The sequence below is a fragment of the Salinicola sp. genome (assembly GCF_982684285.1).
This window is the reverse complement of the sequence record NZ_CEXLVS010000069.1, coordinates 1-16818: the sequence shown is the minus strand read 5'-3', so window position 1 is coordinate 16818 and position 16818 is coordinate 1. Positions and strand designations below refer to the sequence as shown.

Genomic DNA, 16818 nt, shown 5'->3' with positions numbered 1-16818 from the left:
TGTCGCCGAGGCGCCACGTCAGAGCGCCTTCGGTCCGGCGCGGCGCGGGCGCATCGAGACCGTCGACGATCTGCTGCCCGCGGACGAATCGCGTCTCGACACCGGCAGCGCCGGCTGGCAGTGGCAGCCGGCGCGGGCGCGGCCCAAGCGGCTCAAGGTGGTGAAATCCACCAATGCGCGGGACCGTTTCAAGGCTGCCGCGGCCAAGTCCTCCGCGTCCGGCGGCCAGGTACTGACCGATCTCTCGCCGGAGGAGGCCGCCGAGAAGCTGATCGATTATCTGCGGGCGGAAAAAATCCTCGCTCAGGACGATCAGTAGTCCAGCAGCCGGGGCATCCGTTCCGATAGCCGCTGGCCGCCGAGCACGACGCGTGCCGGATCGACGGCGTGAAAGCGACCGCCGCGAAAATGCTCGGCGTGGTGGGCGTCGAACGCGACCAGCGGTATCAGGTCCGTGCGGCGGGACTCCGGCAGCATCATCGGCGTCAGGTTGTCCAGAATCAGGTGGGAGCCGTCATCCTGGCGGTAGCGCAGCACCGCATGATAGGTCGGGGTGAGAGTGTCGTCGGCGGCGAGAAAGTCGAGTCGCCGCGGCGACGTACCGGCGGCGATCAGGATCTGGTACTTGGCGATGGCGAAGTCCTCGCAGTCACCGAAGCCATCGCGGACCAGGCGATCGAAGCCCTTCCAGGTATCGACCTTTTCGAACTGCTGGCGGGCGGCGTTATTGATCACGCGATTGACGAAAGCCAGCCGCTCCTCGCCTTGCCGATGGCTGGCCTGCGCCACGAACTGCTCTCGGGTGAGCGTCACGGCGGTGGCGCCGGGATCGTCCCAGTAGGTAAAGCCAGCCGCGGAGGCCGTCGTCGGCAGCACGGCAAGCAGCAGATAGGCCAGGCGTCGAAAACGGGGTGAGGGAAGAGCGGTCGCTGGCATGCGTCTCCATGAGTGACACCGAGCTTCGTGAAACCGACATGGCGACGTTTCGGGTATCGACGCAGCCTGTCGCGATGCGATAGATAATAGAACACGCGGCCGGCCCGAGGGCCATGCCCCTGATAGCGACTTGCACGGCAACATTTGTCGAACGGAGGTGGATCATGATGATCGTCGATCTCATCGATGGCGAGGACTTTCGTCAGCGGTTGGTCTCGCTGGGGGTGCATATCCCCGAGGAGGCGTGCCCCGAGAGCTGTGCGCGGCTGGCAGCCGGGTGTCATCGCGCGCGAGGCGTCGAGGGGCTGGAGCCGGCCATTCGCGATCTGATGCAGCACACCGACGTGATGCTGCCATCCGTTCGCGAGGCGATCGAGCGCCATCTGCTGCCCGTCCTCGGTACTCCCTGAGGTCTCGGGCAACGCTGGTGCCCAGGGTGACGGTGTCGCGGATCCTTGCCTATGCTGGGAGAGGCAACTGACGCGATACAGGAGTCGGCGGCATGGCGATGGGACTCTGCACCTGGACGCTCGGCATCGACGACCTCGAACTGCTGATGGACAAGGTGGTCGAGCTGGGGTTCGATGGCGTCCAGCTCGACGAGCTATGGGAGCATACCTCCCCGGCGGCGATCCGGGATTCACTGGCGCGCAGGGAGCTTGCGCTGATGGCCGTGGATGCCCGGCGGATCGGCCCGCAGGTCGGGGAAGCGCCGGACGTCGCGCAGGGCGTGGACGCCTATCGTCAGGTCATCGACCGCGCCGCCGAACTCGAGGCGCCCGTCGTCACGCTGTCGATGCTGTCGCTGTGGATTCGGGGCCATGCCACGCCCTTCGACGCCTTGTCGGCGGCGTGTCGCGAGCTGGCCGACTATGCCGCCGAGCGGGACATTCGATTGGTCTATGAAGTCGTCAATCGCGACGAAGCGCCGATGATTCACACGGTCGAGGAGGCCAACCGGCTGGTAGGGCAGGTGGCCAGAGCCAATTTCGGGCTGGTTCTCGACAGCTACCACCTGCATTTCGAAGAGACCGACCCGGTCGCGGCGATCGAGTCGAGCCGCGACGCCCTGGCGATCTACCAGGTGTCGGATTCCACGCGCGGCGGTATCGGCAGCGGTGGCGTGGATTTCGAAGCGCAGTTCGACGCGCTCGCGCGGATCGGTTTCGACGGACCGGTGATCATGGAGTGCCTGCCGCCGATGCACGATCCCGTCTTGCCGGTGTCGAGCGAGGGCAACCGCCGCATTCTGGAAGACGAACTCTCTCGCTCCCGGGAGATCTGGCGCGGCTACGCCCGTGCGCGCCGTTGAGCGCCGATGCGCGCTTCAGATCCTCCGCAACCCCCACATGAAGTAGACGCCGCCGATCAACGCGGCGATCAGGCCCGCCGGCAGCTGATAGGGGAAGAACAGATTTCTGCCCAGCCAGTCGGCGGTCACCATGACCAGCATCCCCAGCAGCCCGGCCCCGAGCAGTTGATGCCTGGCGCCGTGGAATCCCATCAGGCGCGCCATGTGCGGGGCCATCAGGCCGACGAAGGAGAGCGGCCCGATGACCAGGGTCGCGGCGACGGTCAGCAGGGCGACCAGTGCCAGCAGCATCAGTCGGCTGCGATCCACGTCGACGCCGAGCGCCCTGGCGGTGGGCGCGCCCAACGGCAGCAACGTCAACCAGCGCTGCAGAGGCAGCGTCAGCGCCAGCAGGAGGATGGCGATCGCCACGATCCAGCCGCTCGAAGTGAGACTGGCGTAGTAGGTCGACCCACCCAGCCACGAGAGCAACTGCTGCGCCCTGGGATCCTCGCTGGCCAGCACTATGGCGCGCATCGCGTCCAGCAGAGAGGAGATGGCGATGCCGGTCAACAGCAGCCGCTCCGGCGCAAAGCCACTGCGGCGGTTGCAGACGATCAGCACCAGCAGCGCAACGGTGGCCCCGCTGAAGCCCATCACGGAGCCGCTCAGTGGGGCGATGCCGAGCGGCAGCAGCATCAGCGCGATCACGCCGATCGCCACGCCGGCGCTGATGCCGAGGACCTCGGGACTGGCCATGGGGTTGCCGGTCATCCGCTGCAGCAGGGTGCCGGCGATGGCCAGCATCAGCCCCGCCGCCGCGGCCGTGGCCACGCGCGGCAACCGCCAGTCGACGATGAGCGCCAGGTCGCCGGTGCCTGCCACGCTGGGATAGCTGGCGTGGCCGTCGAGCATGAAGCCGACCAGCAGCGCCAGCGTGCAGGCAACCACCGTCAGGCCGGCCAGAGCCCACAGGCGGCGATCTGGTCGTGCCAGGCGCGGCATGGTCAGCCCCGTGCTTGGCGTTGGCCGTGATCCGCTGACCCGCAGGCGCGGCAACAGCCACAGCAGCAGCGGGGCACCCAGCGCTGCCGTCATGGCGCCGGTCGGCAGCAGGGATGCCGTGAACGGAGCCAACTGCTGCACGGCGAGATCCGTCACCGCGAGCAGAAGCGCGCCCAGAATCATCGACCAGACGAGGCGCTGGGACAGCGTGCGGGCGCCGGAGAGCCGTGCGATGGCCGGAGAGGCGAGGCCGATGAAACCGATCAGGCCGATGGCGCTGACCACGCAGGCGGTGATGAATATCCCCAGGCCCAGGCCGGCGAAGCGCAGCTTGCGCAGCGAGATGCCGAGGCTCTTGGCGCCGTCCTCCTCGAGATCGAGCAGCGCCAGCGGCCGCAGCAGCAGCAGTGCCACCACCACCACGATACCCAGGCGCAGCAGCAGGAAGCGGGTGTCGTGCCAGCTATCCTGGGCCAGCGCTCCCGACCCCCAGATGAACAGTCCCGACAGGCTCTCCTGATGGAACAGCAGCAGGGCACTGTTGATGGCGCTGAAATAGAGGCTGACCACCATTCCGGAGAGCACCACCACCATCGGCGCCAGACGCCGCTTCCAGGAGAGCGCGAAGACCAGCAGCATCGCCGCGATGCCGCCGGCCAGGGCGATCCATTCCCTCCCGGCCAGCATCCAGCTCGGCGCCCACAGCGTCGCGACGACCAGCGCCAGCTGCGCACCGCTGGTGACGCCCAGCGTCGCCGGCGACGCCAGCGGGTTGCGCAACACCTGCTGCATCAGGCAACCCGCCAGGGCCAGGGCCGCGCCGCCCAGCAGCGCCACCAGCAGCCTCGGCATGAAGGTGTAGTGCATCACGATCTGGCGGATCCGGTCGTCGTCGGGGGCAACGATGGATTGCCACCAGTGCCCGGAAAGATCGCCGAACCGGGTATGCAGGGTCGCGGCTCCCAGGCAGATCGCCAGCAGCAGCAGGATAAGGGCGAACCAGGCGGGTGACCGCGCGCGAAGCGTCATGGCGCCTGGCCCTCGACGGACGAGTCGGGAGCCGCGTCGGAGATGGGGGTCTGGGTGCCGACCTCGACCAGCGAACGAGCCAGGCGCTGTAGTGAGATCAGTCCGCCGTAAGGCCAGATGGGATCGATGAAGCTCACCCGCCCCGCGCGGACCGCCGGCAGGTGCTGCCAGATCTGATTGTCGTGCAGGGCCTCTTCCACGCCTCTGGGATAAGGCTCGATGACGACGATGCGCGCTTCGGGACGCTCGGCCAGCCGGTCGATCGGGATGCTGGCGTAGCCCCAGGAGTTGGTCGGACCGGTCCAGGCATTGGTGAGATCGGTACGGGAGAACAGCGTACCCACCATGTTGCCCTGGCCGAACACTCGGACGTGCTGGGCATCGCTGAACTGCACCAGATAGAGCGGCGTCTTCCTCCCTTGCAGGGCCTGTGCGGCGCGCTCGAGAACGGCATCGGTCTCGGCGATCAGGGCCTCGGCCTGCGGCCGCCGGCCGGTCAGCCTCGCGATCTCGCGGGTCATCGCCAGCGTCGCCCCGTAATAGGGCCGGTCGGTGTAGAAGTTGTCGATCATCCTGACCGGCATCAGCCGCTCCAGGCGGGCGTTGTCGCGGGAGAACAGGGCGCTCGTCATCAGCAGGTCGGGCGGATCCTGGGCCAGCAGTTCGAGGTTGGGCTCGTTGCGCAGTCCCATGTCCAAGGTTGAAGCGGGGATCGCCGGTGCCTTGACCCAGGCGTTGTAGTTGGGGATGTCCGACACCGCGTAGGGTTCGACCCCCAGGGCGATGAGGGTCTCGACGACCGTCCAGTTGGCGGCCGCGATTCGCAACGGTTTCGAATCGGCGTCGGCCGGGGCGTCCGCCAGCGCGGTGCTCGTCCCCAGCAGCAAGGCAACCGCAAGTGCGAGGAGAGCTGGAAAAGAGCGAACACGCGACAAAGTGACGGTTTCCTGGCGACGGAGGAGAGTGGCACGGCGCTCATCCGGCCAGAAACGCGGCGCCGGATGCGGCTACGGGCGGTGATGGTAGATCGAATGACAATCGTTATCAATAAAGAGAGGAAGTACTTCCTACTTGAATACACATGACAATGATTGTCATTTAGAATACTGTCGATAACAAACGCCCGGCCGACGGCTGCCGGCTCCTACAACGTGATAAACGGGCATTCGATCCGATGAATCCAGGGAACACTCTCGCCGCCGTGAGCGGCATGCTGCTTTTGGCTTGTACGGGAAGCGTACTTGCCCAAGAGCCAACCACCAACAATGATACCGTCGTGGTCACCAGCACGGCGCTCAAGGTCGACACGCCGCTGCTGGAGACGCCGCGTTCGGCCTCTGTGGTCACCGATACCGAGTTGGAGAGACGCGCGGTCAACAAGTATGACCAGGTTTTACGCTATCGTGCCGGCGCATTGTCGGCACCCTACGGGAACGACGCCAAGGCTGACTGGTTTTTCTTCCGAGGGTTTGCGGGGGAGGACTCCACCTATCAGGACGGACTGCGTCTGTTCAGAGAGGCGGGGTATCTGTGGTGGAAGACCGAGCCCTTTGGTCTCGAGCGCGTCGACTTCCTGAAGGGGCCGGCCTCCATTCTCTACGGCGAAGCGCCTCCCGGCGGTATCGTCAACGCCATCAGCAAGCGACCCACCGAGGAAGCACAAGGTCTGTTCGAGATTCAGGGGGGCAACAAGGGCCATCGCCAGGTGGGGATCGATACCTCCGGTCCGGCCAGCGAAAGCGGCGACGTGCGTTATCGCTTCGTCGGGCTATTCCGCGATCAGGACGGCGAGCTCGACGGCACGGATAACGAGCGGGTCTACTTCGCGCCCAGTCTGGCGATCGATCTCTCCGACGACACCACGCTGACGCTGCTGGCCAGCTATCAGCGCGATCACGGTACGCCGGCCAACGTGTTCTATCTGCCCTACGGTTCCGTCAACGACACGCCATTCGGCAAAGTCGATCGCGATACCGATCTCGGTGACAACGATAACGACAGGCTCGAGCACGAACAGATTGCCGTCGGCTATGAGCTCGAGCACACCATCGACGATACCTGGGAATTTCAGCAGAACGCACGGTTCGCCTCCCTGGATCTCTTCCTGCGCACGGCTTATCCGTCGTACATGCTCGATGATCGTAACGCTCAGCGGGGACTGACCTACCGCGACGGTAGCTACGACGCCTTCACCATCGATAACCGCATGATCGGCACCTGGTACACCGACAACACCGAGAACACGCTGTTGGTGGGGCTGGATTATCAGCACCTGGATGCGGACTACCTTAGCCGCGATAACTTTGTCTACGACCAGATCGATATCTTTGATCCCCAAGATAGCGGCTCGGGGAGGCCCGGCGCTTCGGCCTATTACGATCAGGGCAAGGAACAGATCGGTCTCTACGTTCAGGATCAACTGCGTCTCTATGACCGCTGGATTCTGCTGGCGGGCGCGCGCCACGATAGCGTCGACGTCACCAACAAGCAGGACGGTGGCGACGATCAGAGCTACGACGATACCCAGATGTCCTATACCGGCGGCGTCATGTATCTCGGTGACTATGGCCTGTCGCCCTATCTGAGCTACAGCGAATCGTTCACACCCAATATCGGCAACGATCTCGATGGAGACGCTTACCAGCCCAGCGAAGGCGAGCAGTGGGAACTGGGTCTCAAGTATGCCCCGGAGTGGCTGGATGGCTACGTGACGGCCGCGGTCTTCGATCTCAAGGAGAGCGACACGTTGTACCCCAGCGGCGGATCTTCCAGCAACCAGGGCGGGGAGCGTCATTCGCGCGGGTTCGAGCTGGAAGGGGTGGGTTACGTGACCGACAACCTTCAGGTCACGGCGGCTTACACCTACACCGACGTCACGGTCGACGTGAGCGACACATTGAATGATCTACGCGCCGGTTTGATCCCGCGTCATCAGGCATCGCTGTGGCTGGATTACGACTTCGATCAAGGCCCGCTCGACGGGCTGGGTCTGGGCGCAGGCGCTCGGTACATCGGTACCAGCGTGGATTCGCCTCAGTACAGCGATACCCGAGTGCCGGCCTATACGCTTTACGATGCGATGGCCAGCTACGCGATCGACTCGCACTGGACCGCTCAGGTCAACGTCACCAATCTGACGGATAAAGAGTACGTCAGCGGTTGTGACTACTGGTGCTATTACGGCGAATCTCGTAGCGTCATCGGCAGTCTGAAATACCGTTGGTAAACAATTTCTGCACTGAACCTCTGCCATGAACAGAAGCCCGGCCAATGCCGGGCTTTTTGTTGTATGACGCCTGGCTTGCGACATCTGGCGTCATACGTAACTCAATAATGATTCTCGTTTCTATTCATATTGATCTCGGGACGCTATAGAATGGGCCCGCTTTATACTCCGCCCGCCCCATATCGATAGGTCCAAGGCTAATGAACTCAGGTATCGCGTCTCCCGAGAACAGACGTCTCTTCGGCAGGTTGGCTTTTGTTGCAGTGACCATGAGCGCGCCACCTGTCGTCACCACGAGCTGGGCCCAAGGCAATCCTGGCGATAGTCAGTCCCTCGATACGGTCACTGTCACCAGCCAGGCGATCCTGACCCAAGGCGATACACCGCCGCCGGCCTATGCGGGCGGGCAGGTCGCGGCCGGTGGTCGGATCGGGGTTCTGGGCGAGCAGGACGCCATGGACGTGCCGTTCAACGTCATCAGCTATACCGATGAGCTGATCGAGAACCAGCAAGCCGACACGCTGGGTGACGTGCTGCAAAACGATGCCTCGGTGATGGTGGGTAAGGGGTTCGGCAACTACTCGGAGTCATTCAAGGTCCGCGGCTTCGACCTGTACGGTGACGATATTTCCTACGGTGGGCTATACGGCGTACTGCCACGCCAGCTGATCAACACCAGCATGATGGGGCGGGTCGAACTGTTCAAAGGTGCCAGTGCGTTCGCCAATGGCGTGCCGGCCGGCGGCACTGGCGTTGGCGGCGCGGTCAACATCGAGCCCAAGCGGGCGACCCACGAGCCGATCACCCGAATTTCCACGGGATATCAGTCGGATAGCTACGGCGAGACCGAACTCGACGTGGGTCGGCGCTTCGGCGATCAGAATGAATATGGGATTCGGGCCAGTATCAATCGCGGCCGTGGCGATATGGCGATCGATGACGAAAGCCGCAAGAATACGTCCGCGATCATAGGGCTGGATTACCGAGGCGATCGTGCTCGGGCATCGCTGGACGTCGGTCACCAGAAATCCGTCATCGATGGCGGCCGCCTGAATGTGAACCTGGCCAATTACACCGGTGACGCCGTTCCGTCGGTGCCGAGTGCCGACAGCAACTACACGCCGAGCTGGAATCGCGCGAGCCTGGAAACCAATTTCGCCATGCTGCGTGGCGAGTACGATTTCAGCGATTCCTGGACCGGTTATGCCGCAATCGGGGGGAATCGTACCCACGAGCGGAGCCTTGCGGGCTCACCTAGCGTGATCAATGAAGATGGAGATGCCACGGTTTCCCAGCTCGATACGGCTTATCAGTCGGAGACCTTCGCCAGCCAAGTCGGTTTGCGCGGGCAGTTGGACACCGGACCGGTCTCCCATCAGGTTAATCTGGGGTACTCCAGCGTCTACTCCCGCAAGGATGTCGCCTTCGATGGCATCTTTACCGGCGCACCGACCAATATCTATGATCCGGTCGATGTTCCCATTCGTGAGCCCAACTTCCCTAGCGGCGATCTTGGTGACCCGACGACAACGGGGCGCACCTACAACAACGGCGTGTCCTTGTCCGATACGTTGGGAGTCTTCGATGATCGTGTGTTGCTGACGCTTGGCGGTCGCTATCAGGAAATCGAAGTCAACAACTACAACGGCAACACTGGCGTTCGCGACAGTCGTTTCACGGAATCCCGCGTCACGCCTATCTACGGCATCGTCTACAAGGCGACGGACAGCATTTCGCTCTACGCCAACCATATCGAAGCGTTGCAGCAGGGGGAAACGGCGCCCAGCCAGAGCAATTATCCCAGCCTGACGAATCCCAATGAAATACTGGGTATCGTGCGCTCGAAGCAGGACGAGATTGGTGCCAAGTTCGATTACGGCAATATCGGCGGTGGCATCAGCCTGTTCCAGGTCGAGCAGCCGCAGGTCAGCATTGAGGACAACACTGCCGGTTACAACGGCGAGCAACGCAACCGCGGCATCGAGTTGAGTGGCTATGGAGTGCCGTTGGAAGGCGTGCGCGTGTTGGCGAGTGCCACCTTCATGGATCCGGAACTCAGTAATACCACCAATGGTGAGAACGATGGCAACGACGCGCCTGGTGTGCCGACCTATCGTTATGTGCTGGGCGGTGAGTGGGATATCCCCCACATGGACCGGCTCACGGCGACCGGCCGGTTCATCCGCACCGGCTCGCAGTACGTCGATGAGGCCAATAACCTCGAGGTCGATCCCTGGAATCGTCTCGATCTCGGCTTCCGCTACACCATGCCCCTCAACGAGGCCAGCCTGATCTGGCGGGCCGGGGTCGACAACGTCACCGACGAAGATTACTGGGCGTCTGCCGCGACGACCGGTTCCCAGACGCTGGTTCAGGGAGAGCCGCGGACGTTCAAGCTGTCGGCAACGGTGGAGTTCTAGTTCGCGAATCTCCTGGCAACCAGCAAAAAGGCGCCTCCTTCGGGAAGCGCCTTTTTCATGGGTGGATGACCGGTAAAGCGTGGATCGCTTGCCGCTCAAGCCGTGCAGCGTTACTGCGAGGCGACCTGCAACTGGGGCGATGTCTCGACACTGAGGTTGGCCCTCAGTGTCTCGCTGTACCAGTTGACGAAATCGATGACGCCGAACTCGTAGGTCTGCGAGTAGGGGCCGGGCTGATAGGCGCGGGAATTGATGCCGAGCTGGTTCTCCTCGGCCAGGCGGCGGTCCTGATCGTTGGTGGCGTCCCACACCTGGCGCAGCCGTTCGGGGGCGTAGTCGGTCCCTTCGACGGCATCCTTGTGCACCAGCCACTTGGTGGTGACCAGCGTCTCCTGCGGACCCAGCGGCAGCACGCGGAAGACCACGGCATGGTCGCCCATGAAGTGGTTCCAGGAGTTGGGCAGGTGGAGGATGCGCAGCGAGCCCATGTCCGCATTGGGTATATGGCCCATCAGCTTGTTGCAGCCTGGCTTGCCGTCCATGGTCATCGAGACGATGCCGTCGATCAGCGGGGTGCGGGTGAGACGGTTGCGCTTGCCGAATCGGGCCAGCTGCCACGGTACCTCGCAGGTGGTCCAGTCGGCCTGCTTGCGGGCGACCAGATCGCGGTACTCGCCGGTGGAGCGGGGGTCGTCGGTATCGTCGAATTCGATCAGCGAGTTGAGCAGTTCGGGATGGGCGCCGTTGCAGTGGTAGCACTCGCGATTGTTCTCGATCACCAGCTTCCAGTTGCAGCGCTCGACGATGTTGGACTCCACCGCGACCTTGACGTTGTCCATCTCGTGGGGCGAGAGATAGTGCTCCAGCGAGACCAGGAAGTCGTCGATCGGCTCCGGGTCCTCGCTCAGGTTGATGAACACGAAGCCGCCGGCGCTCTTCACCGCCACGGGCTTGAGGCCATAGGCGCTCATGTCGAACTCGGTACCCATGTCGCTGCCGGCGAACAGCAGCCGGCCGTCGAGTTCGTAGGTCCACTGATGGTAGGGGCAGACCAGCTTGGCCACCTTGCCCTTGTCCTTTAGACACAGGCGCGAGCCGCGGTGGCGACAGACGTTGTGAAAGGCGTGAATCTTGTTTTCGGCACCGCGCAGAACGATGATCGAGTTGCTGCCCACTTCGAGCTTGAAGTAGTTGCCCTTGGCGGGGATCTCGCAGCTCATGCCGGCGAACAGCCACTGCTTCTCGAAGATCTCCTCCATGTCGACCTGGAACAGCCGCGGGTCGTTGTAGAAGGGCTGGGGCAGCGAATAGGTCGGGTCACGCTGATCCAGCATATCCGCCACGGCCTTGCGGGTCGCGCTGAGAGCGTCATCCAGGCTGTCGCGTGGAAGTGGTGACATGGTCGCATCCTCATCAAACAATAGAGTGTGGGTCTTTCCCGAGCCCATTGGCGGGATCGACCTGGGTGTGGCGGCGCGTGGCTAGTCGGTAGCGATTCGATCCGTTCGGCGGAGTGTCGCTCAGGCGATAGCTTGGAAGTTGTCCAGCCGCGACACTCGTCGATGCCAGGCCGACCGCCAGGCACAAATGCTCACCGGGAAGTCACCTGTCGATACCCTGGCGCCCAGGAAGCTGCGCGGGTGTCACGGCGAGTCAATTTTCGTATCGGCATCGAGGTTTTGGCAGCACCTGGGGGTGGTTGGCATGCCCGTGTCGTTGATAGGCAAGTCGGTCCGCGTCGGCGTGCGCAGAATCCGCTGAGGATGGTAATTCACCGGAAGCGGCTGTGCGGATCGGCGTTCTCGCCCTGGCCATTTCCCCGATCGAGTGCGGTGACGATGCAATTCTTCAATCCGGTCAATACGCAAACCTGGACCAACGGCCGACATCAGGTGCGGTGCGTCAAGGTCATTCAGGAAACCTGGAACGTGCGAACGTTCTGTTTCATGGCCGACCAGCCGGTGATGTTCTTCTTCAAGCCGGGGCAGTTCGTCACGCTGGAGCTAGAGATCGCCGGTCAGCCGGTGATGCGTTCCTATACGATTTCCAGCTCCCCCTCGATTCCCTACAGCTTCTCGATCACCGTCAAGCGGCTGCCGGGGGGGCAGGTCTCCAACTGGTTGCACGACAATCTCAAGATCGGTGACCCGATGGTGGTGCACGGGCCGGTGGGCGATTTCAACGTCATCGATCACCCGGCGGAGAAAGTGCTGATGCTGTCGGGCGGCGTCGGGATCACGCCGTTGATGTCGATGACGCGCTGGTTCTTCGATACCAATGCCGCCGTCGACCTGGAGTTCATCCACTGCGCTCAGGCGCCCAACGACATCATCTACCACCGTGAGCTGGTGCACATGTTCTCGCGCCTGCCGGAGTTCCGCCTGCATATCGTGTGCGAGCGCAGCGACGAGCTCAGCCAGGCCTGGTCCGGTTTCCGGGGCTATCTGACGCGGCAGATGCTGACGCTGATGGCGCCCGACTATCTCGAGCGGGAAGTGTTCTGCTGCGGGCCGGCGCCATTCATGAAGGCGGTGCGCCAGGTGCTGCAGGAAGATGGCTTCGACATGTCCAGCTACCACCAGGAGTCCTTCGGCGCGACGCCGTTGAGCGTTCAGGAGGACGTGCTGGAACTGGCCGAGCAGGCCGAAGCCGACGCCGAGGAGGTCGACACGGCGACGCTGATGCCGGTCGAGTTCACCGGCAGTGGCAAGAGTATCCGGGTCAGCGAGAACGACACCATTCACTCGGCGGCGGCCAAGCTGGGACTGCATATTCCCAAAGCCTGCGGGATGGGGATCTGCGGTACCTGTCGTGTGATGAAGCTCGAGGGCGAGGTCGAGATGGAGCACAACGGCGGCATCACCGAGGAGGACGAAGCCGAGGGCTTCATCCTGTCATGCTGTTCGAAGCCGCGGGGTAAAGTCGTCATCGATTTCTGAGCTACGAGCTACGAGCTACGAGCAAAGAGCAAAGAGCAAAGAGCAAAGAGCAAAGAGCAAAGAGCAAAGAGCAAAGAGCTGCAAGTGTTAGACCTTTGGACCTGGCGGCTGTCGTCGCAGCGTCATTCGGTGGCGTGACGAGACCGTTTCACCATCGAGGTAACTCCTAGTCTGGTCTCGCGCCTTCATTTCGATGTCGTCGCCAGAGCGGCACGACGCAAGGCATTCCGAGACCAGACCCAGGAGTTCACACCATGTCTTCACCCGCCAATCGAGGCGTCGTCTTTCGCGGCGCCGGCAAGGTCGCCGTCGAGAGCATCCCTTTCCCTGAGCTGGCGCTCGGCAGCCGCCAGTGCCATCACGGCGTCATCCTCAAGATTCTGACCACCAACATCTGCGGCAGCGACCAGCACATGGTGCGTGGCCGAACCACGGCGCCGGAAGGGCTGGTGCTCGGCCACGAGATCACCGGCGAGGTGATCGAGTGCGGCCGCGACGTCGAGTTCATCAAGAAGGGCGACATCGTCTCGGTGCCGTTCAACGTCGCCTGCGGCCGCTGCCGCAACTGCAAGCGCGGCGATACCCATATCTGCCTGCACGTCAACGGCGACCGCGCCGGTGGCGCCTACGGCTATGTCGATATGGGCGGCTGGGTCGGCGGTCAGGCCGAGTACGTGATGGTGCCCTACGCCGATTTCCAGCTGCTCGTCTTTCCCGACAAGGAGCAGGCGATGGAGAAGATCCTCGATCTCACCATGCTCTCGGACATCTTCCCCACCGGCTTCCACGGCTGCGTGACCGCCGGTGTCCAGCCGGGGTCGACGGTCTATATCGCCGGCGCGGGCCCGGTGGGGCTGGCAGCAGCAGTTTCCGCCCAGCTACTGGGCGCGGCCTGCGTGATCGTCGGCGACATGAACGACAAGCGCCTCGATCAGGCGCGCAGCTTTGGCTGTGAAGGTCTCGATCTCAAGCAGGACGCCAGCATGTCGGAATTGATCGAGTCGGTGCTGGGCGTGCCGGAGGTGGATGCCGCGGTCGATGCGGTGGGCTTCGAAGCCAACTGCCATGGTCACAACCATTCTCACGAGCAGCCGGCGACGGTGCTCAACGCCACCATGGAGATCACCCAGGCCGGCGGCCGGGTCGGCATCCCGGGGCTCTACGTCACCGAAGATCCGGGCGCCGAGAGCGAAGACGCCAAGCACGGCAACATCTCGATGAAGTTCGGCCTCGGCTGGGCCAAGGCGATGTCGTTCCACACCGGCCAGACGCCGGCCATGCGCTATCAGCGCCAACTGATGCAGGCGATCCTTCACGACAGGGTCCAGATCGGCAAGGCGGTGAACGTGCAGACCATCTCGCTGGATGAGGCGCCGCAGGGTTACGCCGACTTCGACGGCGGCGCGGCCAAGAAATTCGTGATCGATCCGCACGGCGTGCTTCGATAACAGAAAACAGGGTGCCACTTACTTCAGCTTCGGGCACCCGAGTAAAAGACTCATGGTCCACGAATTCCCATGGAATGCGTGGCCCATTGATGTGAAAAAAGCCCACTACCGGGTGTTCTTGATGATGATTGCAATGACTCGAGCGAAATATCCGGAAATCACGGTTCGATCTCGGTCGAGAACTATCGGTTTCTTCGCGCCCCAATCCGGATTCCTGTTCAACCTCCGTTGACGGCCGTGAGAGCCGAGCTGGCGGCCGCGCTCTGGCCGTTGGCGGAAAGCGTGCCGGTACCGGACATGACCATCGTGATTCGGTGCGTGCTCTGGGCTACCTGCTGGAGAGCATTATTGGCCGCGTCGCTGTGGCCACTGACGGTCACTCTGGCATTGTGGCCTCCCCCTGTCGACGCATCAGCACCACTCATGGGTGCGCTCAGCATCTCGCGATTTTTCTCGAAGGCGGCCTCTGCCATGGCGCTATTGGCCTGAGCGGAAAGCGGCAGTACAAAGGCCAGTGCAAGCGCGGAGAGGATTTGAATTCTCATGATAAGGCAACTCCATTGTCATCGGTTGACGTTGGTCGTCTGATCCAACTGATGATGAAGTTACCTGTGAGATAAACGGTGATTCATCACGAAAACGTGATAGATCGTTTTTTCAGTGTATTTTTCGACGCAATGCCTGAAATGAATCCGTGCAGGCCTTGTCGATGGTGTGGTGAGCGTCAATATCGGTACGTGGCCTCTGTGCGAGGGCGTGATTCCCGTAACCGCTGACTCAGACTCGGAGCAACTTAAATCCCTCGCGCGGGGATGTCACAATTGACCCACTTCCCGCCACCGACGAGATCCGAGCATGACCGAGCCAAATCCCGACCTGCCGCGCTGCGCCTGGGCCCAGACCCACCCGCTGAATGCCGAGTACCACGACGAGGAGTGGGGCGTGCCGGAGTACGACAGCCGCGCGCTGTGGGAAAAACTGATCCTGGACGGCTTCCAGGCGGGGCTCTCCTGGCTCACCATTCTCAAGAAGCGCGACGCCTTTCGCGAAGCGTTCGAAGCCTTCGATCCCGAACGGATCGCCCGATACGACGAGCACGACGTCGAGCGGCTGATGGGTAACGCGGGCATCATCCGCTCGCGATCCAAGATCGAAGCGACGATCGGCAACGCGCGTGCCTATCTCGCCATGCGTGACAACGGAGAAGATTTCTCCGAGTTCCTGTGGAGCATGGTCGGTGGGCGGCCGATCCAGGACTCTATCGGCAGCGACGGTTCGGTTCCCACCCAGACACCGCTCTCTGTCGATATCTCCAAGGCGCTCAAGAAACGCGGCTTCAAGTTCGTCGGTCCGGTCATCGTCTACGCCTGGATGCAGGCAGTGGGCATGGTCAACGACCACGCCGAGACCTGCCATCGCCGCAAGCCGGTGGCGGCGATGGGCTGATCGCCGCACGCCTGGCGCGGGCGCCTCGTCTCGCGCTCAGTCCAGGCGTCCACCGAACAGATCGCGAAACGCGGCATAGCGTCTCTCGTGGAGCTCCCTGGTCGTCGGATCGGGCTCGAGCAAACCTTCGCTGGGCGCAAGTTCACGAGCAACGGCCAGTAGATCCCCTTCCCTCCGAGATGCCATGGCGGCTACCGCGGCGCCCAGCAGCACGGGTTCCGGCGCTTCCGACAGCACCACGCGACAGCCGGTGCCGTCGGCGTAGAGCTTGCGCAGCAGCGGGGAGCGATTGTGGCCACCGCTGAGATGGAGCGTGTCGATGGCATAGCCGTTGGCGTTCATGCGCTCGATGATGGCGCGGGTCCCGTAGACCAGCGCCGTCGCCGCGGCCCAGTACACCTTGATGAAAGTCTCTCTGGGCGACTCCAGCGTGAGGCCGACGATGGCGCCGCGGATCTCGGGGTCGGCCAGCGGCGAACGATTGCCGATGAAGTCCGGGCGAACGTGCAGGTCCGGGGCCGGATCGCCCTCTACCAGCCGCTCCAGCAGCAGTTCCGAAAGCGCGCCGTGGGGATCGTCGCCGAACTCGCGGCCCGCGCCGAACAGGGCGACGATGTGATCCAGCAACGCGCCGGTCAGGCTCTGGCCGCCTTCGTTGGCGACGAATCCGTCGCACAGGGCGCCCGGGTAGGGCCCCCACACGCCGGGAACTTCGCGGCGTTCCGGCTGGGCGCCGATATGGCAGGTCGAGGTGCCGGCAATCACCGCCAGCCGATGCGCCGAGTGCGCGTCGAGGCTGCGCCCCAGCGTGCCCATGGCGCCGGCGTAGGCGTCGATCATGCCGACGGCGAAAAGGCAGTCGGTGGTGAGTCCGAGCTCGGCCGCAGCCGCCTCGCTCAGTCGCCCCAGCGGCTCGCCCACGGCAGCGGCGCGATCGGGAAGCGCGGCTTTCTCGAGCACATCCGCCATGTCGATCTGGGCGAGGAACTCCCGATCCCAGCCGCGATCCGGGCGCGGGTCGAAGGTCCACTTGCAGGCCAGGGTGCAGACCGAGCGGCGATCGACTCCGGTGCAGTGA

At 63.2% G+C, this 16818-nt stretch carries 13 protein-coding genes and 1 pseudogene; 8 read left to right on the top strand and 6 right to left on the bottom strand.

Annotation, left to right across the window (positions count from 1 at the left end; all coding sequences use genetic code 11):
- Window positions 1–319: pseudogene (locus AC3AYF_RS08195) on the top strand (hypothetical protein); the annotation flags it as partial.
- Here the strand turns inward: AC3AYF_RS08195 and AC3AYF_RS08190 are convergent.
- Window positions 313–936, bottom strand: coding sequence for a transglutaminase-like cysteine peptidase (locus AC3AYF_RS08190; protein ID WP_487779608.1), 624 nt, complete (start codon window positions 934–936; stop codon window positions 313–315). The pseudogene AC3AYF_RS08195 and the gene AC3AYF_RS08190 overlap by 7 nt on opposite strands.
- A gap of 164 nt (window positions 937–1100) precedes the next feature.
- Here AC3AYF_RS08190 and AC3AYF_RS08185 point away from each other — a divergent pair, with 164 nt between their 5' ends.
- Window positions 1101–1346, top strand: a complete 246-nt coding sequence (locus AC3AYF_RS08185) for a hypothetical protein (RefSeq protein WP_295038350.1) — start codon at window positions 1101–1103, stop codon at window positions 1344–1346.
- A gap of 92 nt (window positions 1347–1438) precedes the next feature.
- Window positions 1439–2248, top strand: coding sequence for a sugar phosphate isomerase/epimerase family protein (locus AC3AYF_RS08180; protein WP_295038353.1), 810 nt, complete (start codon window positions 1439–1441; stop codon window positions 2246–2248).
- Between the two features lie 15 nt (window positions 2249–2263).
- Here the strand turns inward: AC3AYF_RS08180 and fhuB are convergent, their stop codons facing one another.
- Together fhuB and AC3AYF_RS08170 are read right to left on the bottom strand one after the other, a co-directional pair.
- A complete protein-coding gene (gene fhuB / locus AC3AYF_RS08175; RefSeq protein ID WP_487779607.1) occupies window positions 2264–4261 on the bottom strand; it encodes a Fe(3+)-hydroxamate ABC transporter permease FhuB in 1998 nt (665 codons plus the stop codon).
- On the bottom strand, window positions 4258–5148 hold the full coding sequence (locus AC3AYF_RS08170; protein ID WP_295038358.1) for an ABC transporter substrate-binding protein: 891 nt from the start codon (window positions 5146–5148) through the stop codon (window positions 4258–4260). The genes fhuB and AC3AYF_RS08170 overlap by 4 nt, the downstream gene beginning before the upstream one ends.
- Window positions 5149–5537: 389 nt before the next feature.
- On the opposite strand from AC3AYF_RS08170, the gene AC3AYF_RS08165 reads away from it, so the two are divergent.
- Window positions 5538–7487: a TonB-dependent siderophore receptor gene (locus AC3AYF_RS08165; RefSeq protein WP_295038361.1), complete on the top strand. Its 1950-nt coding sequence runs from the start codon at window positions 5538–5540 to the stop codon at window positions 7485–7487.
- Between the two features lie 269 nt (window positions 7488–7756).
- Window positions 7757–9907, top strand: coding sequence for a TonB-dependent receptor (locus AC3AYF_RS08160; protein ID WP_295038364.1), 2151 nt, complete (start codon window positions 7757–7759; stop codon window positions 9905–9907).
- 110 nt (window positions 9908–10017) lie between these two features.
- Here AC3AYF_RS08160 and AC3AYF_RS08155 read toward each other — a convergent pair whose 3' ends face one another.
- On the bottom strand, window positions 10018–11307 hold the full coding sequence (locus tag AC3AYF_RS08155) for an aromatic ring-hydroxylating oxygenase subunit alpha (RefSeq protein WP_487779606.1): 1290 nt from the start codon (window positions 11305–11307) through the stop codon (window positions 10018–10020).
- A gap of 438 nt (window positions 11308–11745) precedes the next feature.
- On the opposite strand from AC3AYF_RS08155, the gene AC3AYF_RS08150 reads away from it, so the two are divergent.
- Window positions 11746–12846 carry an FAD-binding oxidoreductase gene (locus tag AC3AYF_RS08150; RefSeq protein WP_487779605.1) on the top strand — a complete coding sequence of 367 codons (1101 nt, stop codon included), beginning with the start codon at window positions 11746–11748 and terminating at the stop codon, window positions 12844–12846.
- A gap of 254 nt (window positions 12847–13100) precedes the next feature.
- Window positions 13101–14294 (top strand): formaldehyde dehydrogenase, glutathione-independent, encoded by a 1194-nt coding sequence (fdhA, locus tag AC3AYF_RS08145; RefSeq protein WP_149433717.1) that lies wholly within the window; start codon window positions 13101–13103, stop codon window positions 14292–14294.
- Window positions 14295–14512: 218 nt separating this feature from the next.
- Here the strand turns inward: fdhA and AC3AYF_RS08140 are convergent, their stop codons facing one another.
- The gene (locus AC3AYF_RS08140) at window positions 14513–14839 is read right to left on the bottom strand and encodes a hypothetical protein (RefSeq protein WP_295038372.1); all 327 of its coding nucleotides are present in this window, start codon (window positions 14837–14839) and stop codon (window positions 14513–14515) included.
- Window positions 14840–15149: 310 nt separating this feature from the next.
- Between AC3AYF_RS08140 and AC3AYF_RS08135 the strand changes: the two genes are divergently transcribed.
- Entirely contained in the window at window positions 15150–15740 is a 591-nt protein-coding gene (locus AC3AYF_RS08135; protein WP_295038374.1) for a DNA-3-methyladenine glycosylase I, read from the top strand.
- 36 nt (window positions 15741–15776) lie between these two features.
- Here AC3AYF_RS08135 and AC3AYF_RS08130 read toward each other — a convergent pair.
- On the bottom strand, window positions 15777–16818 hold a 1042-nt coding region (locus AC3AYF_RS08130; protein ID WP_487779604.1), incomplete at its 5' end, for an FGGY-family carbohydrate kinase.